Source organism: Aneurinibacillus terranovensis DSM 18919, assembly GCF_000430625.1.
In the GTDB taxonomy this organism is placed as follows: Bacteria; Bacillota; Bacilli; order Aneurinibacillales; family Aneurinibacillaceae; genus Aneurinibacillus_B; species Aneurinibacillus_B terranovensis.
In genome coordinates, this window is sequence record NZ_AUMJ01000059.1 from 1 (window position 1) to 23240 (window position 23240).

Consider the following 23240-nt stretch of genomic DNA (forward strand, 5'->3'; position numbering starts at 1 on the left):
CATCTGCTCTCAGCGGCGACCTTCACATCTTATCAAATCTAAAATACTTTGTCAATAACTTTTTGTGATTTGATTCGATTCAATTGTTGTTGTCACTCGTTAGCGACAAGAAATAATATATCATCTATCCGGATGATTGGCAAGCATAAATTCACAAAAAGACAGCAGAAAAAGATTCCTCTCTTTCCACTGTCCATTCGCACGTTATTTTGCATGTCTCTCTTCAAGTACTTTTAATACAGCATCCAACGGAAGTTTTTGCTCACGAAGAAGAACGAGTAAGTGGAACAATAAATCCGCAGCTTCCCACTGAAGCTCTTCATGGCTTCTATTTTTAGCGGCTATAATGACCTCCCCTGCTTCTTCACCGATTTTTTTCAGGATTTTATCAACCCCTTCTTTAAATAGATAGGTGGTATATGACCCTTCCGGCATTTCAGCTTCCCTTGCCGCAATCACTTTTTCCAGTTCATTCACGATAGCAAAACGATTTTTGAGTTTTGCATTTTCCGCTTCCGGATTCCCGTCCGATCTTTCCTTGTTAACAAGTGAATCAGCAAAACAAGAATACTGCCCTCTATGGCAAGCAGGACCGGCCGGAATCACTTTAATCAACAGCGCATCCTGGTCGCAATCATAAATAACATCCACGACCTGCTGCGTATTTCCGGAGGTTGCCCCTTTGTGCCATAACTCCTGGCGGGAACGGCTCCAAAACCACGTTTCTTTCGTCTCCAGCGTTTTTTGCAGTGACTCTTTATTCATATAAGCAAGAGTCAGAACCTCCTTGCTTTGCGCATCCTGAACAATCGCCGGAATCAGACCGTTTTGATCGAATTTGACTTTTTGCCTTTCCATTATACCGTCTCCTCTACCGAACGTATCTCAATGCCATGCGTGGACAAATAATGTTTTACCTCTTTGATTGACGTTTCTTTGTAATGAAAAATCGACGCTGCCAGTGCCGCATCCGATTTTCCTTCTACAAACGCCTCGTAAAAATGTTCCTTTGACCCGGCCCCACCTGAAGCGATGACAGGAATGTGGACCGCCTCCGAAACTGCTCTTGTTAATGCCAGAGCAAAACCTTCCTTCTGTCCGTCACAGTCCATACTGGTGAGTAAAATTTCGCCTGCACCCAGTTCTTCTACCCTTTTCGCCCACTCTACCGCATCCATGCCGGTTGCCTGCCGGCCGCCGTGCGTATACACTTCCCATCCACTACCGTTCTCGCGCGCCTTCGCGTCAATGGCAACTACGATGCACTGGCTGCCAAACACCTTCGCGCCTTCCCTTATCAGTTCGGGCTGCTTTACGGCGGCGGTGTTAACTGAGACTTTATCCGCACCTGCGCGCAGAATTCTGCGCATATCATCAACGGCATTAATACCTCCACCAACCGTAAAAGGGATGGTTACGTTTGCCGCTGTCTGCTGAACAACCCCTACCATCGTCTCTCTACCTTCGTGTGAAGCGGAGATGTCCAGAAAAACAAGTTCGTCGGCACCTTCGTCACTGTAGCGTTTTGCAAGTTCAACCGGGTCACCCGCATCACGCAAATTCACAAAACTTACGCCTTTAACCACACGGCCCTCTTTTACATCAAGGCAGGGGATGATGCGTTTTGCCAGCATTATATTACCTCCTTAACATTTGCAATGGCGTTCGCCAACTGAATACGGTCCGTGTAAAGGGCTTTTCCGACAATGGCTCCGCCGACGCCATCTTTCGCGTACCGGGCGAGTTCAAGCAAATCCTGCTCCACGCTTACCCCGCCTGAAGCAATCACATTTTTGCCGGTTGCACGTGCAAGTCTTACAATGGCCTCTGTATTAGGTCCTTCCAGTGTGCCGTCGCGGGAAATATCCGTATAAATGAACGTTTCAGCTCCTTTGGCAATCAATATCCGGGCAAGCTCTTCGGCCGTGACTTCGGAGGTTTCCAACCAGCCGTGTGTTGCTACATATCCATTCCGTGCGTCGATCCCGATTGCAACCTTATCCCCGTATTTCGCCAGTACCTGCTCGGCAAACGGCTGATCCTGAATAGCGGCTGTGCCAAGAATTACACGGCTTACGCCACCTTCAAGATAACGGTCCACATCTTCCATTCGACGCAGTCCTCCGCCAATTTGTACCGGAACATCAAGGCCCCGCGCAATGGCCAGTACGATTTCATCGTTTATCGGGTGGCCCGCTTTAGCCCCGTCCAGATCGACGAGATGCACCCATTCCGCTCCCTGTTCCGCCCACTGTTTAGCCATCCCGAGCGGTGAATCGCCATACACGGTCTCCCTGGCGTAATCACCCTGCAGCAGGCGAACACATTTGCCGCCGCGGATATCAATCGCCGGATAAATAACAAATTTCATCCCTGCTCTCCCTCTCTCCTTAACAACTTGGCCAGCGTCAAGCCGATAACTCTCCTAAATAAGCGCTGTTTCACACAAATTCGCGAAGTTCTCTAGTAATTTCATTCCGACCGAACCGCTTTTCTCCGGATGGAACTGCATCCCGTATACATTGTTGCGACCAACAATGGCCGGCACGGTCTGATAGTAATCCGTAGTCGCAAGCAGAATATCCCTGTTCTCCCCGCCAGGCTGGAGGAAATACGAGTGAACGAAGTAAACATACCCTTCGTTTACCTGATTAAAAATAGGGTTTTCGTCCCGAAGAAATTCCAGTCGATTCCATCCCATATGCGGAATTTTATAGTCACCGGTAAATCGCTTTACGTGTCCTGGCAAAAGGCCAAGTCCTGTGTGGTCCCCATGTTCATTACTGGACTCAAAAAGAATTTGCATCCCAAGGCAAATGCCGAGCAAAGGTTTTCCGCTTGCGGCATACCGTTTAATCGGCTCAATGAGGCCCCGTTCCCGCAAATTGTCCATGGCGTCCCCGAACGCGCCGACTCCGGGTAAAATGGCCCCTTCAGCTTTCATGAGCTTATCGCCATCCGAAACAAAAGCATACGCATGTCCAAGGCGTTCCACTGCCTTGCTCACGCTGTGCAAATTCCCCATCCCGTAGTCAATAATCGCGATCATGGTTACAACAACCCCTTTGTAGACGGAATGCCTTTGACACGGGGGTCGACCGTTGTCGCTTCATCTAACGCACGGCCTAGCGCTTTAAAAATGGCTTCGATCATGTGATGGGTATTGCGCCCGTAATGTACGATAACATGAAGCGTGATGCGCGCTTCCAGTGCAAGCTTCCAGAGGAATTCGTGGACGAGTTCCGTCGGAAACGTCCCTACCATACTCGAAGGATACTCCGCTCGATATTCGAGGTGCGGACGGTTGCTTATATCAAGGGCTACCTGGGCTAACGCTTCGTCCATAGGGATAAAAACATTGCTGTAGCGTTTGATTCCCTTTTTATCACCCAGTGCTTCACGCAGGGCTTGCCCCAAACAAATCGCAATGTCTTCTACCGTATGGTGGTAGTCGATTTCGATATCGCCTTTTGCGTGTACCTCCAGTTCGAATTGGCCATGCTTCGCAAACAAATCAAGCATATGGTCAAGAAAAGGAACATCTGTCCGAAGCGTACTCATCCCTTCTCCGTCGATTCCAAACATAAGCTGAATATCCGTTTCATTTGTTTTCCGATTAATCGTGGCTTTGCGCATCATGATTCCCCCTCATTTTTCGTTTTCAAGCCGAACCTGAATGGCACGCGCATGAGCCTCTAACCCTTCCTGTCTCGCAAAGGTCACCATTTTGCTTCCGTTAGCCAATAAATCTGACTTACTGTATGCAATTAAGCTGGACTTTTTAAGAAAGTCATCCACATTAAGCGGCGAGGAGAAACGGGCGGTTCCATTCGTCGGCAAGACATGGTTTGGTCCGGCAAAATAATCCCCAACCGGCTCGGAGCTATACGCGCCAAGGAAAATAGCTCCGGCATTTTTTACTTTTCCCAGGTTGCCCACCGGATCCTCAATCATCAGTTCAAGATGTTCGGGCGCCAGCCGATTAACCACAGCAAAACCGTGCTCCAGATTTTCAACGAGACAAATCGCACCGTAATCACGAAGGGCCGCCTCCGCAATTTCTTTGCGCGGCAGTTCCGCCAGCTGTCTATCCACTTCCTGCTGTACGTTATCCGCCAACCGGCGTGAAGCGGTCACGAGAACAGCCGAAGCCATCCGGTCATGTTCCGCCTGGGAAAGTAAATCTGCCGCTACATAAGAGGGATTGGCCGTATCGTCTGCCAGCACAACGATTTCGCTCGGGCCTGCAACCATATCTATATCAACGATGCCAAATACTTCCCGCTTGGCAAGGGCAACGTATATGTTTCCTGGACCTACAATTTTATCAACCGGTTTAATGGACTCAGTCCCATACGCGAGGGCCGCAATCGCCTGCGCTCCTCCTATTTTGTAGATCTCCTGGATTCCGAGTTCACGGGCTGCAACGAGTACACCGGGATTAAGACCGCCGTTTTTGTCGGGAGGTGTGAGCATCACGATTTCTTCGACACCGGCAACTTGAGCGGGTATCGCATTCATTAACACAGAAGAAGGATAGGCAGCTGTTCCTCCGGGGACATACAAGCCTACCCGCTGCAGCGGACGAATGATTTGTCCGAGCATTGTGCCAGACTCTTTGGTCGTCATCCATGATTGACGCATCTGCCTGCCGTGGTAGTCTCGAATATTGGCCGCGGCTTCGCGAATCGCTTCCCGTACTTCAGGGTTAATTTGCTCATCGGCAGCCTTTATTTCCTCTGCCGTTACCCGCATCCCATGTAATTCGATACCGTCGAATTCTTTTGTAAAACCAAGGACGGCACGGTCACCGTCACGTTTCACTTTATCCAGAATGGCAAGTACTGCCTTGCGCTGTGCTTCTGTCCCATTCTCCACGTCCCTTCGGGTGGAAAAATTCCCGGCTTCAACGATTCGAATCATCAGCCTACTCCCCTTTCTCCACGATGGACGCGAATTTTTCATATACATAATCCACCGCGTCACTTTTCATCCGGTAGCTTACGCGATTCGCGATCAATCGCGTGGTAATTGGAACAATTTCCTCCAGTTCTACAAGCCCGTTCTCCTCCAGGGTTCTCCCGGTTGAAACAATATCCACGATTCGTTCAGCAAGTCCGATGAGAGGAGCCAGTTCAATGGAACCGTTCAACTTAATCACTTCAACCTGCTGGCCTTGCTCACGAAAATATTTAGACGCAATGTTTGGATACTTCGTCGCCACGCGCGGCGAGCTCCCGGAGGGCTTCCAGCCCGGAAGTCCGGCCACAGACATACGGCAGAGACTGATTTTCAAATCGAGCAATTCATATACGTCCCGGTCTTCTTCGAGCAAAACATCCTTGCCGACCACCCCGATGTCAGCCACTCCGTATTCGACATAGGTCGGCACATCCATAGGTTTGGCAAGAATAAAGTCCATGTTCGCTTCAGGAACAGGGACAATCAGCTTGCGGGAATCATCAAACTCAGGAGGAAGTGGTACGCCTGCCCTGCGCAGTAAATCCGCCGCCTCTTCAAAAATTCGCCCTTTCGGCATCGCAACAATAAGTTTCTCACTGGATGCAATGGACATTAGGCTCCCTCCTTTGTCAAATCGATGACTTCATCCTGCAGCTGTGTATGGATAGCTGCATCGTATTCTTCTTTTCGCTGGGCTATGACAACAAGTCCCTGTTCCAGACGCAGTTTGCTTGCCTTTTCCAGCGCTTCTTTACGCTGATTTTCGCTGTATAAAATGAAAACTCGCTTGACAGGCTCCGGCTTATACTCCGACGCATCCATCAGCCGATCCATTCGCACAGCAAATCCAGTGGCCGGGCACGGCCGTCCGAATTGAGCCATTAAACCATTGTAACGCCCGCCTGTACAAAGCGGAAATCCTTGATTGGCAGCATATCCTTCAAATAAAACCCCTGTATAATAATTTAAATTGCTTAAAAGATTCAAATCAAAAAGTATATAGTCTGTCACCTGATACGCTTCGAGCGCTTCCCATAACTCTGCGAGGTTAAGGACGGCTTTACGGGCCCGTCCGTTTACCGTAATCGATTTCGCTTTCTCGATTAATTCTTTACCCCCGCGTAGCGTAAGAAGTTCGCACAAGCGCTGCTCGTTTTCTTTATTCAGGGCAAGGCCTTTCACATACGCGCGAAATCCGACGTAATTCCTGTAGTGTAAAAATTCTTTTAGCGTCTCCCTATCTGCCGGATTCTCCACAATTTCCTCAAGAAGCCCCTCCAAAAAGCCGATATGCCCGATGACAATCTTAAACATTTCAACCCCGCATGCTTTTAAAACAGAAACGGCGAGGGCAATCGCCTCCGCATCCGCATCGGCCAAATCGGATCCGATATACTCGATCCCCGTGTGGCCGAATTCGGCGTTGCGGCCGGCTTCTTGCGCCTGCGCCCGAAAAACGTTAGCTGTATACATTAACCGCAGGGGAAGCGGTTCATCTTTAAGCAGCGAAGAAGCAACCCGTGCAATCGGTGCTGTCATATCCGGACGAAGCACCAGGGTCTTTCCCTCTTTGTCCAACAGTTTAAACAATTTATTGTCAAGTGTAGCGCTGGCTCCGCCAACGGTATCGTAATATTCAAGTGTCGGGGTAGCAATTTCCCGATACCCCCAGCGCACCATGCATTCTTTTAGCCGCTCTTCCAACCAGCGCTGCTTCTCCAGCGTATCCGGCAGCACATCACGCATACCAAGCGGCTTTTCAAATCCAAGCGGTTTTGACATCCGTCTCCACTCCCGTCTCATTTACTTTAGTTTGGTAGAGAACTAAAGCGTTGTTGAATGTAGTCTACCACGCGTTGTTGGAAGTCGTCAACAGTTGGTGAATGGAATGGTTCGTTTTTTATTTTTTGCTTTTTTCCCGCTGCCTAGTTTTATGAACAGAGGGGGACGTCTTTCTGTCCGATTGTCTCCCTCTTCGAGCTACCCGGATGTTTCGGACAGGGTCTCCCTGTTTGTTCTAATACGGACAGTTTACGCTTCCTTGCAAGGAAAGACCCCACAAAAAATAAAACGGACCATTCCATCCCACTCACCGTTATTTTACTCCATAGAAATAAGCCAACGTCGCCGGTAGCTGGCTCTGCCAGAATCCCCAGTCATGCGCCGTCCTGTTCCGCATATGCCACCTTTGCCCCCCCTCTTTTCAAGCAACTGCTTCATTTCACGATTATACATAAGGAAGTCCACTTTTCCTGTATCTACCGCTACCTCGGTTTCCTTTCGCCCGACCACCAAGTAGATATTAAGATGATCTAATGCAATCTGCTGCAAAACATTTTTCATCGTATCAGGATAGAAATCCCCGGATAATAAAAAAAGTGGGGAGCAGTTCATCTATAAAAAAAGATTTGTAAGCGGCATTGAGCAAGCGCCCGGTGCCGTATTCTTCGGTGCGATTCTCGTACGACACTGTAACAGCAGCAATAATAAAAGGAAACAGTCCCCTTACCAAAAAATAAAAAATGATAATTTATGAAAATTTTGTAAATAATATTGTAATTTTGTACCAGGTATATTATAGTTAATTTTGTGAAAAATTGCATCATTGGCTTTGCTGACATCAGCAATACCAACTACTTTTGTCAGTGCAGAGCAACCTAGTAGTGTGAGTTCTCAAGCTACAACATCTGCCTCTCAGTTAAAAGGAACAGATTTTGCTGATTATGTATCCAGTCTTGGTCAAGGTGAATTTGATTCCCAACAAAAAAAGTTAAAACAACAATTTGATAGTTTAACAGACAAAGAGTTCGATTCTTTTATGCACAACTATGTAATGAAGAATAAAGACTCAGGAATTGATTTAAGCAAAAAAATGAAATCTCTTGGAATTGATTTTTCTATGAAGCCCCAAGGCGTATCGGCTCAGCCAATGATTGTTGGAGCATCTCAATTAACTTTAGATGTGTATTCTGGTAAAAGAGGTGGAGACTCGTATACTCGATTATACGCATCATGGGCTTCATCTACTTCCGAAACAAGTCCAGCTTCATATGATTTGGTATCCATAGAATGGGATCCAAGTGTCGGAGCATTTTATTCTGCTGATGTTGGAGATGCTACAAAAGCATCCAATTAGCTATAATGCAACAATAAGCAGTTCAGAACTTAAGTGGGAAAAATACAATGAGAATGCAACCACCCTTTAATAATTCAAAAGGCATCCGGTTAAACTGGATGCCCTTTGTTCTATATAGAATGGAGGTAAAATTTATGGCAAAAAAATCCGTTTTGATTGTTTTTATCCTTACGGCATCTTTAGGATTGCTATCCTGTAATCAAAATCGACTCGTCCCTGCTGAAGCAGAACAAGCAAGTCAACCGGTAATGGAGGCTATTTTTTACCACCATTATTCCGTTTCTCTTTTTCAATTTGGCAAAATTATGAACAAATTATCCCTGGTTACTCATCAGCAAGATTTACCTTACATTAAGGGGATGGTGGATGCTTACGATGATACGAATCCTTTATTTATTTCGGCTCTAATAGTTAATGACAAAGAAACATTTAATAAAATAGTCCCCAAAGATTTACAGGAGGAAGTAATAGCTCTATTTAATAACCAAAAGGCATATATTTCCTATGTTGAAACTTTGTTAGAGCAAAAAGACACCGCAAAAATTAAAAAGAACGCAGGAGAATTTGCTAACGTATATAAACTTGAAAGAGAGTTAAACGACAACCGGCTTCGAAATAGGGAAGATTTGAGTGATTATAAAAAGAGCCTGCTGCAAATGAATAAGATTTTAAGTAAGTATGCTAATCATTAATCCGGAATGGTAAAATTTTGACCGGGATTTGACCCAAAACGTTGCAGATGCAGCGAAATCCGTTTATTTTTGCATTTTTCCACTCTGGAGGAAGTGGGCAATGGAATGATCCGTTTCTTATTTTTTGCTTTCTTTCCTTTACCCAGTGTTTCGTCAAAAAGGGCGTTCAAATTGAAGAAACCATTGTTTCGAGCCGCCTCCAAACGGAAGGGAAGCACGGCACTCCATGCTTCTCCGCAAGGAAAAACCCGCAAAAGAAACGGATTCGCCGCATCCCTACCACCACCTTTTCCACTTAATATACGCGCCCATCGCAAGCGATACGGTAATCATAAGTCCCCACACGTAGGCATACCCGTATTTCCAATGAAACTCCGGCACTTGCAGGTTCATTCCATACAGGCCGACAATGAAGGTAAGCGGCAGGAAAAAGGTGCTGACAATCGTTAACGTCTTCATAATTTCATTCATCCGGTCGCCCTTTAAAGAAACCTGGAGTTCAAGCAAACTTGTCAGTGATTCACGGAACGAGTCGACAGAATCGACCACGCGGTTCAGATGGTCAAATACATCCATCAGGTAGACATTAATTTCATCCTTCGTATAAGGAAACTGGGAATGCATGAGAGTCCCGAGGACATTTCGTTCTTCAACAAAGAGTCGACGAACCTTATGCAGCTTCCGCTTCATGTCAAAAATCCGATACGCCATTTTTTTCATGAACGGATTATGGTACAGCGTGTTCTCCATCCGCTCAAGTTTTTCTTCTATCCCGTCTACCAGTTCCAGGTATTCGTCGACACACCTGTCCAGCACATGGTACAGAATCAGTCCCGGGTTTTGCATTTTGTCGGGCATCTGGATAAATTCTTCCCGCGTACCCTCTAATGTGGATGACTCTTGAGTTATAACCGTAATTACAAAATTTTTTCCGATAATAACGCCAAATGGGTGCAGCAGCCAGTTCGCCTTCATGCCGGAAAATAAAATAAACGCATGGTCCTTGTATGTATCGACTTTCGGGCGTTGTCGATTGATATAAATACAGTCTTCCACCACCAGCGGATGGCAGTGGTACATCTCACCGATTATTTTTTCTATTTCTTCTTTTGTCGGGCTAAGCAGCCGCAAAAACACAACTTCATCTTCTTCAGGGGGGCGTGTTTCCGTATGTATAACAGTACCGTTCTTATATACAAGCATCCGCAGACTCCTTCTTGCTTACTGGTCTTTGATATAGATGATTTGCATCGGATTACCACCAACAAACGCACCGGGCGGCACATCCCGGTTGACTAGTGTCCCGGCGGATACAACAGCATTGTCGCCGACGGTAACGCCCGGCAGAATGGTCGAATTCGCACCGATCATCACATTCGAACCGATTTTTACATCACCAAGCCGATACTCTGAAATTAAATATTCGTGAGCCAAAATCGTCGTGTTATAGCCGATAATACTATTTGACCCAATAGAGATTCGCTCGGGAAACATTGTATCCATCATTACCATGAGAGCAACAGCGGTGTACTCACCGATTCTCATTCCGAGAAATGTACGGTACATCCAATTTTTAAGCGGCATCCATGGTATGTAGCGTGCGAGTTGAACGACGGTAAAACATTTGACAACCTTTCGGAAAGGAACGGTTTTATACAGCTGCCAGAGTGAATTGGGGCCTGTAACAGGATAGCGTTCGGTTTGACGTTTTGCCATAAAATTTCTTCCAAATCAATCAGATTTTTTGACGATGTGAAGCAGTTCTTTCATATCGTGGATTAAATACGTCGGCTTGAACGTCGAAAGGAAGTCGGCTCCTTTCAAGCTCCATGCGACTCCCGCAGAATCAATACCGGCGTTATGGGCCGCTTCAATGTCATACTGGCTGTCCCCTATCATTAACGTGCTGGCGGGATCGGCGCCCATTGACGCCATCGCTTTAAGCACAGGAGCCGGATGCGGCTTGTGTTCTTCCGTATCCTGAAAGCAGACAACCGTTTCCATAAACTTATCCAATCCAAAAAGGCGCAGGCCCATCTGCGCTGTTTTTCTCTGCTTTGTTGTGACAACCCCCATACGAACCCCCATGTTAGCCAGTTCTGTCAGGGTTTCTACGACATTAGGAAACTCACGAACAAGTTCATCGTGTACCTGTTCATTATGTTCGCGGTAAACCTGGACGAGTTCTTCCGCCCTCTCCCGATCAAAAAGCTGCATCTGGTCGTACAGGGGTTTACCCATGTGTGGAATCAAATCGTCCCTTGAATATTTGCCCGGAAAATACTTATCCAACGTAAACAGAAAAGAGGTGAGGATTAAGTTATTTGTATCAATCAAAGTACCGTCTAAATCAAACAAAACATGTTTATATGTAAGCATTCGAAGACTCCTTTAAAAAGTTGATCGATAATTTCGGCCTAATCGTTGCCTCTCTATCAAAGAGCCAGCCGTACAGTATGTATCGGGAAACCATTGAGAATCGTTTTACATATCCTCAATCGCTTCCTCGATCGTATCGGTTAATTTTTTGCTGAATACAACTGCCGCGTTGTAGCCCATTCGCTTCAAGCGGAAATTCATCGCGGCCACTTCAACAATGACAGCAAGGTTGCGCCCGGGACGAACAGGGATGGTAATTTGTGGTATATCGGTATCGAGTATTTTTAATTTTTCTTCATCCAGACCAAGGCGGTCATAGTATTTTTGCGGATCCCAGATTTCCAAACGAATAACGAGAGAGACGCGCTTATAGTTGCGCACGGCACCTGCCCCAAACAATGTCATTACATTTATTATGCCCAGGCCCCGGATTTCAAGTAAATGCTGAATCAGCTCAGGCGCGCTTCCAATCAGTTGGTTTTCCTGGGTCTGGCGAATTTCTACCGCATCATCCGCAACAAGGCGATGCCCCCGTTTGACCAGTTCCAGAGCGGTTTCACTTTTTCCAATCGAACTTTGTCCTACAATAAGGACGCCAACCCCGTATACATCAACAAGCACACCGTGCATCGTAGTGGTCGGAGCCAGGCGTCCTTCCAGGTACGTAGTCAATTTACTCGACAGTTTCGTTGTAGCAAGAGGAGAAGTGAGGACAGGCACCTGCCGTTCCTTGGAATATTGAATAAGTTCTTCAGGAACTTCCAGGCCGTGTGAGACACATACGCACGGTGTATCATCGCCCAGAAGAAACTTGATTCTTTTTTCGCGTTCTTCTTTGTTCAGTGTTTCATAAAAGCTGAGTTCCGTTTTCCCAAGTAATTGAATGCGCTGGGACGGGTAAAAATCGAAAAAACCGGCGATTTCCAAACCCGGGCGGCTAATATCGCTCACCGTTATTTCACGCATCAGCCCGGCCTCTCCGCTGACAACCTTCCACTGAAAGTGCTGGACCACATCGCGTACATGGGTTTTTCTCAAAGAGATCGACTCTCCTTATCATATAATTTTTGTTTCATTGTAACACATGCTCGTCTCTTTCGCTTTGTCCATACAGAAAACAGGGCGTTCACCCCGGAACCTTGCCGTCGAATAAGGCATAAAAAAGGGAAAGAGGGGGATAATCACGTGGATGACAAACAACTTAAATCATTAGCAGAACAATTAAATAGCCCTGTGATGAAGCAGCTTCAGGAAACGATGAAAATATGGGCACCCTTTTTGGAACGTCATCATAAGGATTTAACAACACAATTCAAGCCGCTCTTTCAGCTTGCTCAAACGCTGATGACTATGACCCCGGCACCAAAAGCCGCGCGGAAAGCTCCTGCACCAAGACAAACGGCCGAAAATCAGAAGCCCGTGAAAAACACGCCTGAAACAGAAATTGTTTCAATCCGACCGTTCCGCTCACCTCAATATGCATCCCAGGAAAAAGTGAATGAATTACAGCGGACGAATCAAAAATTAATGGATGAGTTAAGGAAGCTGCGCATGGAAATCGAACAGTTGAAAAGAACGAAGACAACAAAACCATGAAGACGACGGAATCAATAAGGATGAACCAAACAACCAGGAAGGCGCATGAGCATGAGAAAAACTCGCGGGCGTTGCCGCTCGTCCTTTTTCTGCAGGGAAGCGAAACGGCCGCTTAGTGACCGGAAGGTCGGACCGACAAAACATCCGGGTACCTCAATGATGGAGACAATTGTCGGTCTGATCGACCTTCCGGCCACACGCTCCACATCGAAAAAGCAACGTTCGGCACACTCCCGCGAGTTTTTCTCAGGTGACCCATGGAGGAAAGTATATGTTGCTTTAACACTGTAAAGCAACATATACTTTCTTTAACGGTAATAAAAACGGTACGATGTCCGCGTAGGACTGATCGTACCGTTTTTATGCCCCTACCTATTCATACAGCAGCCGGGCTGCCCAAGCACTTCCCAAAAAGGCCGATTACACTCGGACTTCCAGCCGTTGCTCCGAGCGCTTGCGGTCACGTTCAAGGACCGGTTTGAGGAAATGGCCGGTATAAGAAGCCGGAACCTCGCATACTTCCTCCGGTGTGCCTTCCGCCACGATCGTTCCTCCGCGGTGACCGCCTTCCGGACCGAGGTCAATAATATAATCCGCTGTTTTAATCACATCCAGATTATGTTCAATCACGAGTACGCTGTCCCCATTATCCACGAGACGCTGCAGCACTCGCAGCAGCCGATCAATATCGTCAACGTGCAGTCCGGTCGTCGGTTCGTCTAAAATGTAAAGCGTTTTTCCCGTGCTGCGCCGGTGTAATTCAGAAGCAAGCTTGATGCGCTGGGCTTCCCCACCGGACAGCGTGGTTGCAGGCTGGCCAAGCTTCATGTAGCCAACGCCGACATCAAACAAGGTTTGCATTTTCCGTTTAATGCGTGGAATGTTCTTAAAGAACTCCAGCGCGTTCTCAATGGTCATATCCAACACATCGGCAATGTTTTTCCCTTTGTATTTCACCTGAAGTGTTTCGCGGTTGTACCGTTTGCCCTGGCACACCTCGCACGGAACATAAATATCGGGCAGAAAATGCATCTCAATCTTTATAATTCCGTCCCCGCGGCATGCTTCACAGCGGCCGCCTTTCACATTAAAGCTGAACCGTCCCTTTTGGTATCCGCGCATTTTAGCTTCGTTCGTCTGCGCGAATAAATCCCGGATATCATCAAAAACCCCGGTATATGTCGCGGGATTCGAGCGCGGTGTGCGCCCGATCGGCGACTGGTCAATATCAATGACCTTTTCGAGATGTTCAAGACCTTCCAGTTTGCGGAAGGAACCCGGTTTTTGCTTCGATTTATGAAGTTCCCGTGCAAGTGCTTTATGCAGAATTTCATTAATAAGCGTTGATTTCCCAGACCCTGAAACACCCGTTACGCAGGTGAAAACGCCAAGCGGTACTTTCAGATTCACATTGTGCAGGTTATTTTCTTTGGCTCCGATAATCTTAATCCATTTGCCGTTCGTCTCACGGCGCTGGAATGGAACCGGAATGAACTTGCGGCCGCTCAGGTATTGGCCGGTGAGCGATTTGGGATTATTCATCACTTCCTGCGGCGTGCCTTTCGCAATAACCTCCCCGCCATGAACACCGGCTCCCGGGCCGATGTCAATGATATAGTCGGCGGCCAGCATCGTATCTTCATCGTGTTCAACCACAACAAGAGTATTTCCCAGGTCGCGCATATGGGTCAACGTTTTAATCAGGCGCTCGTTGTCCCGCTGGTGAAGGCCGATGCTCGGTTCGTCCAATATATAAAGAACCCCCATCAGACTCGATCCAATCTGGGTTGCCAGCCGAATGCGCTGCGCCTCGCCGCCGGATAGCGTTCCGGCAGAGCGGCTCATCGTTAAATAATCCAGCCCCACGTCCACCAGAAAGCCGAGGCGGGCATTAATCTCTTTTAGAATAAGGCGAGCAATTTGGAATTCCTTATCTGTAAGCTGCAGCCCTTCAAAGAAAGTAAGAGCGTCAGATACCGAAAGCTCTGTTGTATACGCAATATTTCTGCCGTTAATTAAAATTGCCAGCGATTCGGGACGGAGGCGGCGGCCCTTACAGGATGGACAGTTTTTCTGGCTCATGTACGACTCCAACTGCTCACGGGTCGATTCCGAACCTGTCTCCCTGTATCGGCGCTGCACATTATTCACGACACCTTCAAATACCATATACGTATCCCGGTAGGTCGTACTGAAATCGCTCTTGTAGCGAAAATGTAACTTCTCCGTCCCGCTGCCATACAGGAGGACGTGCTGCTGTTGTTCCGTCAGTTCTTCAAAAGGTTTGTTTTTGTCGATTTTGTAATGGCGGGCAACACAATCAAGAATCTGCTCATAGTAGTTGGATGTCGAACTGTTCCACGGCTCCAGCGCGCCTTCAGCCATACTCTTCGTCCGGTCAGGCACTACTAAATCCGGATCGACCTCAAGCTGGCTGCCCAACCCGTCACATGTCGGACAGGCACCGAACGGGCTGTTAAACGAAAACATGCGGGGTTCCAGTTCATCAATGCTAAACCCGCAAATCGGGCAGGCTAAATTCTGGCTGAACAGCAATTCTTCCCGCCCGATAATATCCACCAGGACCCGTCCCTCAGCAAGGCGGAGGGCCGTTTCCAGAGAGTCAGAGAGACGCGACTCTATCCCTTCTTTTACGACGATCCGGTCGATGACGACTTCAATGGAGTGCTTCTTGTTTTTCTCCAGTTCAATCGCTTCTGACAAGTCCCTTACTTCCCCGTCTACCCGAACACGGACATAACCCTGTGACCGGATATCATCCAGCAATTTTTTATGCTCACCTTTACGCCCCTGAATAAGCGGGGCAAGAATCTGCAGGCGGGTTTTCTCAGGATAATCAACAATCCGGTCCACCATTTGTTCAATCGTCTGGGAAGTGATTTCAATCCCGTGTTCAGGACAATGCGGGCGCCCAATCCGGGCAAACAGCAGGCGCAAATAATCATAAATTTCGGTGACGGTCCCCACTGTCGAACGCGGATTGCGGCTCGTCGTCTTCTGGTCGATGGAAATCGCCGGTGAAAGCCCGTCAATCGAATCCACATCTGGCTTCTCCATTTGCCCGAGGAATTGCCGGGCATAGGCTGATAACGACTCTACATAACGGCGCTGCCCCTCGGCGTATATCGTATCAAACGCAAGGGAGGATTTTCCGGAACCGGACAGGCCTGTCAACACGACAAACTTGTCCCGTGGAATCGTCACATCAATATTTTTCAGGTTATGGGCGCGTGCGCCCTTAATTACTATATTTTCGCGGCTCATGCCTTCATTTTCATCCTTCCGCTTTGATCTCAATAATCAAATCACGCAGTTCGGCCGCACGCTCAAAATCGAGGTGGCGGGCGGCTTCCTTCATTTCGTCTTCCATGCGAAGGATGAGTTCTCTGCGCTCTTTCTTGTTCAATTTACTGTATGCTTTATCCGGCAAGTAATCCGCAGAATCCTCCGCAACCTTCGTCGCTTCAATGACATCGCGGATTGCCTTTTGGATCGTTTGTGGAGTAATGCCGTGTTTTTTATTGTGGGCCATCTGGATTTGACGCCGACGGTTTGTCTCTTCGATTGCACGCTCCATCGATTGAGTCATCTGGTCGGCGTACATGATTACATGGCCCTGCGAATTACGGGCCGCCCGGCCAATCGTCTGAATTAAGGACCGTTCATTGCGCAGAAACCCTTCTTTATCCGCGTCGAGAATGGCAACGAGCGAAACCTCCGGTATATCCAATCCTTCCCTGAGAAGGTTAATTCCAATCAGAACGTCAAAAACACCACGGCGCAGATCACGAATAATCTGCATCCGCTCTATCGTTTTAATATCCGAGTGCAGGTAGTTCACTTTAATTCCGACATCTTTTAAATAGTCGGTCAAATCCTCCGACATTTTTTTGGTTAATGTCGTGACAAGAACGCGTTCATTGCGGGCAATCCTTTCATTGATTTCACCCAACAAGTCATCGATCTGTCCCTTGGAAGGCCGGACATCAATGGTCGGATCGAGAAGGCCGGTTGGGCGAATGACCTGCTCGACAACCTCAGGTGTTTTTTCCAATTCATACGGACCGGGCGTGGCGGATACATATACGATTTGCTTTACATGGTCCTCAAATTCATCAAAGCGCATTGGCCGGTTGTCGGCGGCGGACGGAAGGCGGAACCCGTGGTTAATCAACATCTCTTTGCGCGCTCTGTCCCCATTATACATCCCTCGAATTTGTGGAAGCATGATATGAGACTCATCCACCATAATGAGAAAGTCGTCCGGAAAATAATCAAGCAAGGTGTAAGGGGTAGCACCTGCCGGCAACCCCGTTAAATGACGCGAATAGTTCTCGACGCCGGAGCAAAAGCCCATTTCCTGCAGCATCTCGATATCATAGCGTGTCCGCTGTTCGAGGCGTTGGGCTTCCAGAAGCTTTCCTTCCGCTTTAAATTTTGCCAGCTGCTCTTCAAGCTCCGCTTCAATACTCTTAATCGCCCGCTGCATTTTATCCGGTCCGGTGACATAGTGGGACGCCGGAAAAATCGCGACATGCTCACGTTCGTGAAGGATTTCTCCGGTTAATATATCAATTTCCGTAATCCGCTCAATTTCGTCTCCGAAAAATTCAACCCGAATAGCATGTTCGCTGTTGGACGCCGGAAAAATTTCCACAACATCCCCGCGAACGCGGAAAGTCCCGCGCGTGAAGTTGATATCGTTACGGTCATATTGAATATCAATTAACCGGTGCAGCACCTCATCCCGGCTTTTTTCCATCCCGCGGCGCAGCGAAAGCAGCAGCGACGCATAATCCTGAGGAGACCCCAACCCGTAAATACATGAAACACTGGCGACAATAATCACGTCATTACGCTCAAACAGCGCACTCGTAGCCGAGTGGCGCAATTTATCGATTTCGTCGTTCGTGCTTGCATCTTTTTCTATATACGTATCCGTCTGCGGGATGTAAGCTTCCGGCTGATAATAATCATAGTAGCTTACAAAATACTCCACCGCATTATTCGGGAAAAACTCTTTAAACTCGCTGGCCAGCTGGGCTGCCAGCGTTTTATTATGGGCGATAACCAGTGTGGGCTTATTAATTTTTGCAATAACCTGAGCCATGGTAAACGTCTTTCCGGTTCCTGTCGCACCGAGCAGCGTTTGGTGTTTTTTTCCTCCTAATATCCCTTCCGTCAGCTGTTGAATAGCGGTCGGCTGGTCACCTTTCGGCTCATAATCCGACACAAGCTCAAATTTTTTAGCAAGCTTTTCCACGTTTTTTACCCATCCTTTTTTCTACATGCTGCCTATCATTATAGCATATTTGATATACGAAATCTCATTTCCAGGCAAAAAATCGAACATAGGTTCCGGCTTCCTAAATAAATGAATAAAAAAATATTCCTGTGTTTACATGCGGCGCGTAAACCAGGAATAGCAGAACCAGCAGCTACCTTATATTAGTTTTCAAGCAACTTTTTAATTGAAGCAATCGTCCGTTCATTTCGCACGGTTTTTTCCCACGTATGATCCATATCCCGCTCGAGTTGGGAAAACCGTTCGATGACTTCTTCATGGTTATTTTCGACCTTTTCCGTCAGGGCTTCCAGTTTGGACCCCATATCCACTAGTCTGGTATTCATACTCTCTATCCGGAAATCCATGCCCTCTATCCGGGTATTCATACTCTCTATCCGGAAATCCATGCCCTCTATCCTTGTATCCATATCCTCTATCCGGGTATTCATGTTCTCCACCCTTGAATTTGTAGCACCTACGTTCTTTATCAATTGGTGCAGTAAATCATCATGCCGCTCTACGGTAGACTTAATCTCCCGTACCTCCAGCAGTATTTGTTTTAACAGTTCTTCCTCCATACTTCGCCGCCCCCCTTACTATCAACATTGTATCAAAAAAAGCTACCATTACAATCACAGCTTTTTTTGATACCAACATAACAACAGATAGGCCATATTCATTTGCGATGTACGGTTGCGTGTACCTCTTGTCCGTAAGCTTTCCTATTTCGTAAGGTTCTTATTTTTTAAAATCTTAAACGCCAGCCATAAACCTGCCAGCCCCGATACCACACCGGTTAAAATGACCGGAAGCGGCTGATAAGCACCGTCAAATGCCGCCATCATAATTCCAAGTGTGGCAATAAGCCCCACCCATGCATTCAGTGAAAAGCGCGACAAGCCTGCAACGAGAATAAACGGAAGAATAAGTGCAATGGCATACTTAACAATCATATGGACACATCCCTTTCCTGAGCAACTTCCACATGAGTTTCCTGCGGGGGAATCTTCCCTGTTCCACCCAATCTGTATGTTTTTCTCCGGAACAAGTCTACAATGCTTGCCTGCCCCGGCTTGACATACCGCTGTACAGACGCATCCGGCGCAAGAACAATACCAAGTTCATGGTGTTCCCCCTGATATAAGGAACGTTGCACATATTTTATATAGCCTTTTTGATTTTTTACTTCCATTTTACAGAAGGCCGATTGCCGCTGCAATGCGGGATAAATATCGTCTTTGTCTAAAACGTTAACACCGTTTACTTTAATAATAACATCTCCTGTGACAATCCCCATTTCATCCGCCGGGCTTCCCGGAATGACCGCCAGAACGCGGACACCGTCTTTCAACTGCACATATAACGGAGAAATTTGCTTCTCCCGCAGCCGTCCGTATATTCGTATCAGTTCGTGCGAAAACAGAGAGAGAAGTGAGCCAATGAGTGCAAAAACCGGCAAGTATTTCGCCGCGTAGGCGATGATAAACAGGGCAATCCCCCACCAGATTATCTTCTTTCCGGACTGTTTGGATTTCTCAAAAGGAGGCATTGTAACAGCTACATCCATATAGCCGACCACAGACGGAACAGGGAGCAAACTCAGCACCGCGGAACCGGAATAAAACCAGGGCACCCAGGAGGGCAAACCTGTGAATGAAAATCCCGCGCCCGTACTGCCGGGCATAAAAATAAACAGGGGGAGCAGCCAGAACTTATTCAACTGGAACGCTCCGATCGCTCTCCCGCGTTTACCGGCAATATAAACCGGCGAAGCCCCTTTCTCAGGTTTGCTGTGCATCAACAACCCTTCGACAATATGAAGAACAGCAACAAGCGCGAGAATCGACGGAACATGCAGAGCGTTTACCCAATCGATTACGGACGGCAAAATCCCTGTTCCACCTATATGGAACCATGGCGCAAAAAAGGCGAGGATGCCGAGCAAGCCGCCCGCATAGGCAAAGGAAAGAAACCTTACGCTGAACAGAGCGAGAACCACACTGACAATCCAAAGCAAAAGCATTTCTTGATAGGACAGAGCAACACCAAACGCAATCAGAAGAACGGACGCCCCCAGTCCCCCGATTACCCCGTATCCAATCGAACGCAACAATTCGAGACTGGCTGTCGTCATGCGCGCATGAAATAATCTGCGCTCGATACCAACCTGTCTGCGGTATAGTAAATACATATAAAAAATAAACACATAGAGTACTGGATTTATAAAAAATCTCAGAATTGACCAGAAGTCCATTTGAATCCCCCTCTCTTTTCAAAAGTAGGAACATGCTCTCGAAGAAAACGCACGGCATGAAAAAAAAAACCACGGCGATACATTTGCCGTGGTTTTTTATATTCTACATCCGAAGGCGCTATCCCTGCTTTCGCCTTTATTTTGTAGAATGCGCCAGCACTTGGAGTGCGGCCTGCAGTTGCAAATCATTTTGCGGTTCACGGATGCGCTTGATAAGAGCATCCTGCAAAGCCTGAGCGGTTTTGCGGTCAACCTTTCCTGTCTGCGGCAGGGAATGCTGTCCCTGGAAGGTCTTCACAGCCTGTTCGGTTCCGTTATCGAAATATCCGTCCGACCTGTCGGTGGGAAGGGAAAGACCTTTAAGGATAAGCTGGAGATTCTGTACATCCGGACCGATCATGTCCTTGTGCAGTTCCTTACCGGCTGGAAGCGGTGCTGCGTTGAAATAGTCAGGCTGTTCCACTTTCACATTCGGGGTAATTCCCTTTTTATGAATCCATGTTCCATCCGGTGTTAACCATTTCGCAATGGTTAGCTTAATTTGACTTTCGTCTTTGAGCGGCAGCGTGTTTTGCACCGTCCCTTTTCCGAATGTCTGCGTACCAACCACCTTGTATCCGTTATCCTGAAGGGCTCCTGCCAAAATCTCCGCTGCGCTTGCGCTGCCTTTATCTGCAAGCACCACAATCGGATATTTAGCCTGCTGCAGAGTAGAATGGAACTCTTCCTTCTGCCCGTCACTGTACTGGACCTGTAAAATTGTGCCTTTATTCGGGACAAGCATTTTCCCTATATCCACTACGGCGTTTAACAGACCACCCGGATTGCCGCGGACGTCGACAATCAGCCCCTGTATCTTTTTCGCTTCCAATTTCTTAAGTTCGGTCGAAAACTGTTTGGCCGTTTCCTCGGCAAACTGGCTGATTTCAATCTTCCCGAACGTTTTCCCGTCTTTTACGACGGTATCTGAATACACGGTTTCAAGCGGAATGTCGTCCCTCACAACCACCACGTTCGTTGGGCTTTGTAGGCCTGTCCGCATAATTTCAAGTTCCGCTTTTGTACCTTTAGGGCCACGAATTTTCGTTACCGCTTCACTGAGGCTCATGCCATCGAGACTAACGCCGTTTACTTTTAAAATCTGGTCACCGGAACGAAGCCCCGCCTTTTCAGCAGGAGACCCTTTGTACGGGGAAACAATCGTAATTTTACCGTTTTTAAGCGCAACTTCAGCTCCGATTCCCTGAAAGCTTGATTCCAGGGAGGAGCGGAAGTCGGTTGCTTCTTTCTTGCTCATATAGGTAGAGAACGGATCATCCAATGCTTTAACCATTCCCTCAACCGCACCGTCAATCAACTTGCTTTTATCGACTTTCCACAGCGTAGAACTTTGTATGAGCTGGTATGCTTCATACATTTTTTTTATATCCGCACTGGTCTGTGCCGAATTTCCCGCATTCAACATACTGGACACAGGAGCTTGCTGCCCCCAGGCCTGTCCATACAGTTTAGCCCCGGCAAGCGTAATCAAACACGTCGAAAAAACAGAGGCGAGAATAATGATAACGAGCGTTCGACGTTTTATAAACAAAATCTCCAGCACCACCTTTAAGTAAATCCGACTTCCCTTCTAGTATATGACAGAATAAGGGAGATTATATCTATCAACTACTGTTTTACCGCAAATATTCCATCGGATCAACTTTGGTTCCATTCTTGATGACCGTTAGATGACAGTGCGGACCTGTTGCATATCCGGTCATACCGACCTCTGCAATTTTTTGCCCGGCTTTCACGATCTGGCCTTCGGAAACCATAATTCCTCCGTTGCGAATGTGTGCATACAGTGTACTTAACCCATTTCCGTGGTAAATAATAACCGTATTCCCATACCCGTTAATATAGCCCGTTGAAGCAACCACCCCATCGGCAACTGCACGGATGGTTGTCCCTTCCGGCGCTCCGAAATCAACACCATCGTGGAACTTTTTGGTGTGGAAAACCGGGTGTATACGCCAACCAAACGGTGAAGTAACCGGTGCGCCTGCGACCGGCGGAATAAACTGTCCGCCGGAATACTGAACGGGCGGTGTGTATCCTCCCCCGGCATTTTGCTCTTGCGCCTGGCGCTGAGCATCAATTTTTTGCTGCAACTGATTCACCAGATCGAGGGCAGCCTGCTGCTGTTCTGCCTTGGCCTCTTCCAGGTCGCCTTCTTTTGTTTTTAGGTCGGCGAGAAGCTTCTCACGGTTTTTCTTTTGCTCCTGCAGGGTAGCAACAAGCGTTTGCGCGTCAGCTTCCATTTTCTTTAGATTGTTTAGATTCGTTTCAATTTCTGTTTTTTTCTGTTGAATCAGGTCACGATCCCGTTTGTTGTCCTCAAGAATTTGCATATCCTGATCGACAATAGCCTGTACCGCATCGAGACGGCTTAAAAAATCAGAGATATCTTTCGAACCCATTAACACATCAAGGTATGAGATATTTCCATTTTCGTACATGGCAACAACGCGGCTTTTTAAGAGATTGTTGCGCTTGGCGACGCGAAGAACAGCCTGCTGCAGATCATTGGCGGCTTTTTGCGCCTGAGCGCTTACGTCGTTAATTTTCTGGTTTAAATCGTTCATTTTAGCCTGTGTATCGTTCATTTTCAAATCGATGCTCATGATGTCTTCTTTTGCATTCTGCTGCTGTTGTTGGACGGCGCTAATCTGGTTTTCAATGGCACTGACCTGTACCTTTTTCGCGGCAACCTGCTTCTTAATCTGTTTGATTTGTCTCTGAACATCCGTGACACTATTGGCATACCCGGTTATAGGAACCAGGGAAGTCATCACAACAACAGCCAAAAGCGGTATCATGATTCTCGTTTTCCTCATCATTTCCTCCCTAAAACTGCTTGATTTATAGATG

The 23240-nt window shown here is 47.4% G+C and carries 25 protein-coding genes; 4 read left to right on the plus strand and 21 right to left on the minus strand.

What is annotated here, in order from left to right; all coding sequences use genetic code 11:
* Positions 1 to 204: 204 nt before the first annotated feature.
* The 9 genes from hisIE to H525_RS23695 all read right to left on the minus strand — a co-directional run bounded on the left by hisIE (position 205) and on the right by H525_RS23695 (position 7305).
* Entirely contained in the window at positions 205 to 858 is a 654-nt protein-coding gene (gene hisIE, locus H525_RS0111205) for a bifunctional phosphoribosyl-AMP cyclohydrolase/phosphoribosyl-ATP diphosphatase HisIE (protein ID WP_027416296.1), read from the minus strand.
* Positions 858 to 1634 (minus strand): imidazole glycerol phosphate synthase subunit HisF, encoded by a 777-nt coding sequence (gene hisF / locus H525_RS0111210; RefSeq protein ID WP_027416297.1) that lies wholly within the window; start codon positions 1632 to 1634, stop codon positions 858 to 860. Before hisF ends, hisIE begins: the two co-directional genes overlap by 1 nt.
* On the minus strand, positions 1634 to 2371 hold the full coding sequence (gene hisA / locus H525_RS0111215) for a 1-(5-phosphoribosyl)-5-[(5-phosphoribosylamino)methylideneamino]imidazole-4-carboxamide isomerase (RefSeq protein WP_027416298.1): 738 nt from the start codon (positions 2369 to 2371) through the stop codon (positions 1634 to 1636). The genes hisF and hisA overlap by 1 nt, the downstream gene beginning before the upstream one ends.
* Before the next feature lie 54 nt (positions 2372 to 2425).
* Positions 2426 to 3049 carry an imidazole glycerol phosphate synthase subunit HisH gene (hisH, locus tag H525_RS0111220; RefSeq protein ID WP_027416299.1) on the minus strand — a complete coding sequence of 208 codons (624 nt, stop codon included), beginning with the start codon at positions 3047 to 3049 and terminating at the stop codon, positions 2426 to 2428.
* 2 nt (positions 3050 to 3051) lie between these two features.
* Complete coding sequence (hisB, locus tag H525_RS27890) at positions 3052 to 3639, minus strand: imidazoleglycerol-phosphate dehydratase HisB (RefSeq protein WP_035100759.1); 588 nt, start codon at positions 3637 to 3639, stop codon at positions 3052 to 3054.
* Between the two features lie 9 nt (positions 3640 to 3648).
* Positions 3649 to 4920: a histidinol dehydrogenase gene (hisD, locus tag H525_RS0111230; RefSeq protein WP_027416301.1), complete on the minus strand. Its 1272-nt coding sequence runs from the start codon at positions 4918 to 4920 to the stop codon at positions 3649 to 3651.
* 7 nt (positions 4921 to 4927) lie between these two features.
* Positions 4928 to 5575 carry an ATP phosphoribosyltransferase gene (hisG, locus tag H525_RS0111235; RefSeq protein ID WP_027416302.1) on the minus strand — a complete coding sequence of 216 codons (648 nt, stop codon included), beginning with the start codon at positions 5573 to 5575 and terminating at the stop codon, positions 4928 to 4930.
* On the minus strand, positions 5575 to 6744 hold the full coding sequence (locus H525_RS0111240) for an ATP phosphoribosyltransferase regulatory subunit (RefSeq protein WP_027416303.1): 1170 nt from the start codon (positions 6742 to 6744) through the stop codon (positions 5575 to 5577). The genes hisG and H525_RS0111240 overlap by 1 nt, the downstream gene beginning before the upstream one ends.
* A 318-nt stretch (positions 6745 to 7062) precedes the next feature.
* Positions 7063 to 7305 (minus strand): hypothetical protein, encoded by a 243-nt coding sequence (locus H525_RS23695; RefSeq protein WP_027416304.1) that lies wholly within the window; start codon positions 7303 to 7305, stop codon positions 7063 to 7065.
* Positions 7306 to 7567: 262 nt separating this feature from the next.
* On the opposite strand from H525_RS23695, the gene H525_RS23700 reads away from it, so the two are divergent.
* Entirely contained in the window at positions 7568 to 8098 is a 531-nt protein-coding gene (locus H525_RS23700) for a hypothetical protein (protein WP_162142495.1), read from the plus strand.
* A 134-nt stretch (positions 8099 to 8232) separates the two neighbouring features.
* The gene (locus tag H525_RS0111255; RefSeq protein WP_027416305.1) at positions 8233 to 8790 is read left to right on the plus strand and encodes a hypothetical protein; all 558 of its coding nucleotides are present in this window, start codon (positions 8233 to 8235) and stop codon (positions 8788 to 8790) included.
* Here the strand turns inward: H525_RS0111255 and H525_RS29505 are convergent.
* From H525_RS29505 to hprK, 5 genes are all read right to left on the minus strand, one after another.
* Positions 8787 to 9044 (minus strand): hypothetical protein, encoded by a 258-nt coding sequence (locus H525_RS29505; RefSeq protein ID WP_027416306.1) that lies wholly within the window; start codon positions 9042 to 9044, stop codon positions 8787 to 8789. The genes H525_RS0111255 and H525_RS29505 overlap by 4 nt on opposite strands.
* Before the next feature lie 22 nt (positions 9045 to 9066).
* Complete coding sequence (gene corA / locus H525_RS0111265; protein WP_027416307.1) at positions 9067 to 9993, minus strand: magnesium/cobalt transporter CorA; 927 nt, start codon at positions 9991 to 9993, stop codon at positions 9067 to 9069.
* A gap of 18 nt (positions 9994 to 10011) precedes the next feature.
* Positions 10012 to 10506 (minus strand): acyltransferase, encoded by a 495-nt coding sequence (locus H525_RS0111270; RefSeq protein ID WP_027416308.1) that lies wholly within the window; start codon positions 10504 to 10506, stop codon positions 10012 to 10014.
* Positions 10507 to 10521: 15 nt separating this feature from the next.
* Positions 10522 to 11169: a pyrophosphatase PpaX gene (ppaX, locus tag H525_RS0111275; protein ID WP_027416309.1), complete on the minus strand. Its 648-nt coding sequence runs from the start codon at positions 11167 to 11169 to the stop codon at positions 10522 to 10524.
* A gap of 105 nt (positions 11170 to 11274) precedes the next feature.
* Positions 11275 to 12207 carry an HPr(Ser) kinase/phosphatase gene (hprK, locus tag H525_RS0111280; RefSeq protein WP_035100761.1) on the minus strand — a complete coding sequence of 311 codons (933 nt, stop codon included), beginning with the start codon at positions 12205 to 12207 and terminating at the stop codon, positions 11275 to 11277.
* Between the two features lie 147 nt (positions 12208 to 12354).
* Here hprK and H525_RS0111285 point away from each other — a divergent pair, with 147 nt between their 5' ends.
* Both H525_RS0111285 and H525_RS0111290 read left to right on the plus strand, forming a co-directional pair.
* Positions 12355 to 12765, plus strand: a complete 411-nt coding sequence (locus tag H525_RS0111285) for a hypothetical protein (RefSeq protein WP_027416311.1) — start codon at positions 12355 to 12357, stop codon at positions 12763 to 12765.
* Positions 12766 to 12816: 51 nt separating this feature from the next.
* Positions 12817 to 13056, plus strand: coding sequence for a hypothetical protein (locus H525_RS0111290; protein ID WP_027416312.1), 240 nt, complete (start codon positions 12817 to 12819; stop codon positions 13054 to 13056).
* 129 nt (positions 13057 to 13185) lie between these two features.
* Here the strand turns inward: H525_RS0111290 and uvrA are convergent, their stop codons facing one another.
* The 7 genes from uvrA to H525_RS0111325 all read right to left on the minus strand — a co-directional run bounded on the left by uvrA (position 13186) and on the right by H525_RS0111325 (position 23209).
* A complete protein-coding gene (gene uvrA, locus H525_RS0111295) occupies positions 13186 to 16050 on the minus strand; it encodes an excinuclease ABC subunit UvrA (RefSeq protein ID WP_027416313.1) in 2865 nt (954 codons plus the stop codon).
* 10 nt (positions 16051 to 16060) lie between these two features.
* Positions 16061 to 18049: an excinuclease ABC subunit UvrB gene (uvrB, locus tag H525_RS0111300; RefSeq protein WP_027416314.1), complete on the minus strand. Its 1989-nt coding sequence runs from the start codon at positions 18047 to 18049 to the stop codon at positions 16061 to 16063.
* 185 nt (positions 18050 to 18234) lie between these two features.
* Entirely contained in the window at positions 18235 to 18651 is a 417-nt protein-coding gene (locus tag H525_RS25570; protein WP_051330978.1) for a hypothetical protein, read from the minus strand.
* Between the two features lie 144 nt (positions 18652 to 18795).
* Positions 18796 to 19026 carry a DUF2198 family protein gene (locus H525_RS0111310; RefSeq protein WP_027416315.1) on the minus strand — a complete coding sequence of 77 codons (231 nt, stop codon included), beginning with the start codon at positions 19024 to 19026 and terminating at the stop codon, positions 18796 to 18798.
* Positions 19023 to 20327, minus strand: coding sequence for a PDZ domain-containing protein (locus tag H525_RS23710; protein WP_051330979.1), 1305 nt, complete (start codon positions 20325 to 20327; stop codon positions 19023 to 19025). The genes H525_RS0111310 and H525_RS23710 overlap by 4 nt, the downstream gene beginning before the upstream one ends.
* Before the next feature lie 136 nt (positions 20328 to 20463).
* Positions 20464 to 21918 (minus strand): S41 family peptidase, encoded by a 1455-nt coding sequence (locus H525_RS28985; protein ID WP_027416316.1) that lies wholly within the window; start codon positions 21916 to 21918, stop codon positions 20464 to 20466.
* 85 nt (positions 21919 to 22003) lie between these two features.
* On the minus strand, positions 22004 to 23209 hold the full coding sequence (locus H525_RS0111325) for a murein hydrolase activator EnvC family protein (RefSeq protein WP_081413357.1): 1206 nt from the start codon (positions 23207 to 23209) through the stop codon (positions 22004 to 22006).
* Positions 23210 to 23240: the final 31 nt, after the last annotated feature.

Bases quoted from the DNA above. Each gene is read 5' to 3' on its own strand.
- hisIE (WP_027416296.1), bottom strand. From the start codon at position 858: ATGGAAAGGCAAAAAGTCAAATTCGATCAAAACGGTCTGATTCCGGCG.
- hisF (WP_027416297.1), bottom strand. From the start codon at position 1,634: ATGCTGGCAAAACGCATCATCCCCTGCCTTGATGTAAAAGAGGGCCGT.
- hisA (WP_027416298.1), bottom strand. From the start codon at position 2,371: ATGAAATTTGTTATTTATCCGGCGATTGATATCCGCGGCGGCAAATGT.
- hisH (WP_027416299.1), bottom strand. From the start codon at position 3,049: ATGATCGCGATTATTGACTACGGGATGGGGAATTTGCACAGCGTGAGC.
- hisB (WP_035100759.1), bottom strand. From the start codon at position 3,639: ATGATGCGCAAAGCCACGATTAATCGGAAAACAAATGAAACGGATATT.
- hisG (WP_027416302.1), bottom strand. From the start codon at position 5,575: ATGTCCATTGCATCCAGTGAGAAACTTATTGTTGCGATGCCGAAAGGG.
- H525_RS0111240 (WP_027416303.1), bottom strand. From the start codon at position 6,744: ATGTCAAAACCGCTTGGATTTGAAAAGCCGCTTGGTATGCGTGATGTG.
- H525_RS23695 (WP_027416304.1), bottom strand. From the start codon at position 7,305: ATGAAAAATGTTTTGCAGCAGATTGCATTAGATCATCTTAATATCTAC.
- H525_RS0111255 (WP_027416305.1), top strand. From the start codon at position 8,233: ATGGCAAAAAAATCCGTTTTGATTGTTTTTATCCTTACGGCATCTTTA.
- corA (WP_027416307.1), bottom strand. From the start codon at position 9,993: ATGCTTGTATATAAGAACGGTACTGTTATACATACGGAAACACGCCCC.
- H525_RS0111270 (WP_027416308.1), bottom strand. From the start codon at position 10,506: ATGGCAAAACGTCAAACCGAACGCTATCCTGTTACAGGCCCCAATTCA.
- ppaX (WP_027416309.1), bottom strand. From the start codon at position 11,169: ATGCTTACATATAAACATGTTTTGTTTGATTTAGACGGTACTTTGATT.
- H525_RS0111290 (WP_027416312.1), top strand. From the start codon at position 12,817: ATGAGAAAAACTCGCGGGCGTTGCCGCTCGTCCTTTTTCTGCAGGGAA.
- uvrA (WP_027416313.1), bottom strand. From the start codon at position 16,050: ATGAGCCGCGAAAATATAGTAATTAAGGGCGCACGCGCCCATAACCTG.
- H525_RS25570 (WP_051330978.1), bottom strand. From the start codon at position 18,651: ATGGAGGAAGAACTGTTAAAACAAATACTGCTGGAGGTACGGGAGATT.
- H525_RS0111310 (WP_027416315.1), bottom strand. From the start codon at position 19,026: ATGATTGTTAAGTATGCCATTGCACTTATTCTTCCGTTTATTCTCGTT.
- H525_RS23710 (WP_051330979.1), bottom strand. From the start codon at position 20,327: ATGGACTTCTGGTCAATTCTGAGATTTTTTATAAATCCAGTACTCTAT.
- H525_RS0111325 (WP_081413357.1), bottom strand. From the start codon at position 23,209: ATGATGAGGAAAACGAGAATCATGATACCGCTTTTGGCTGTTGTTGTG.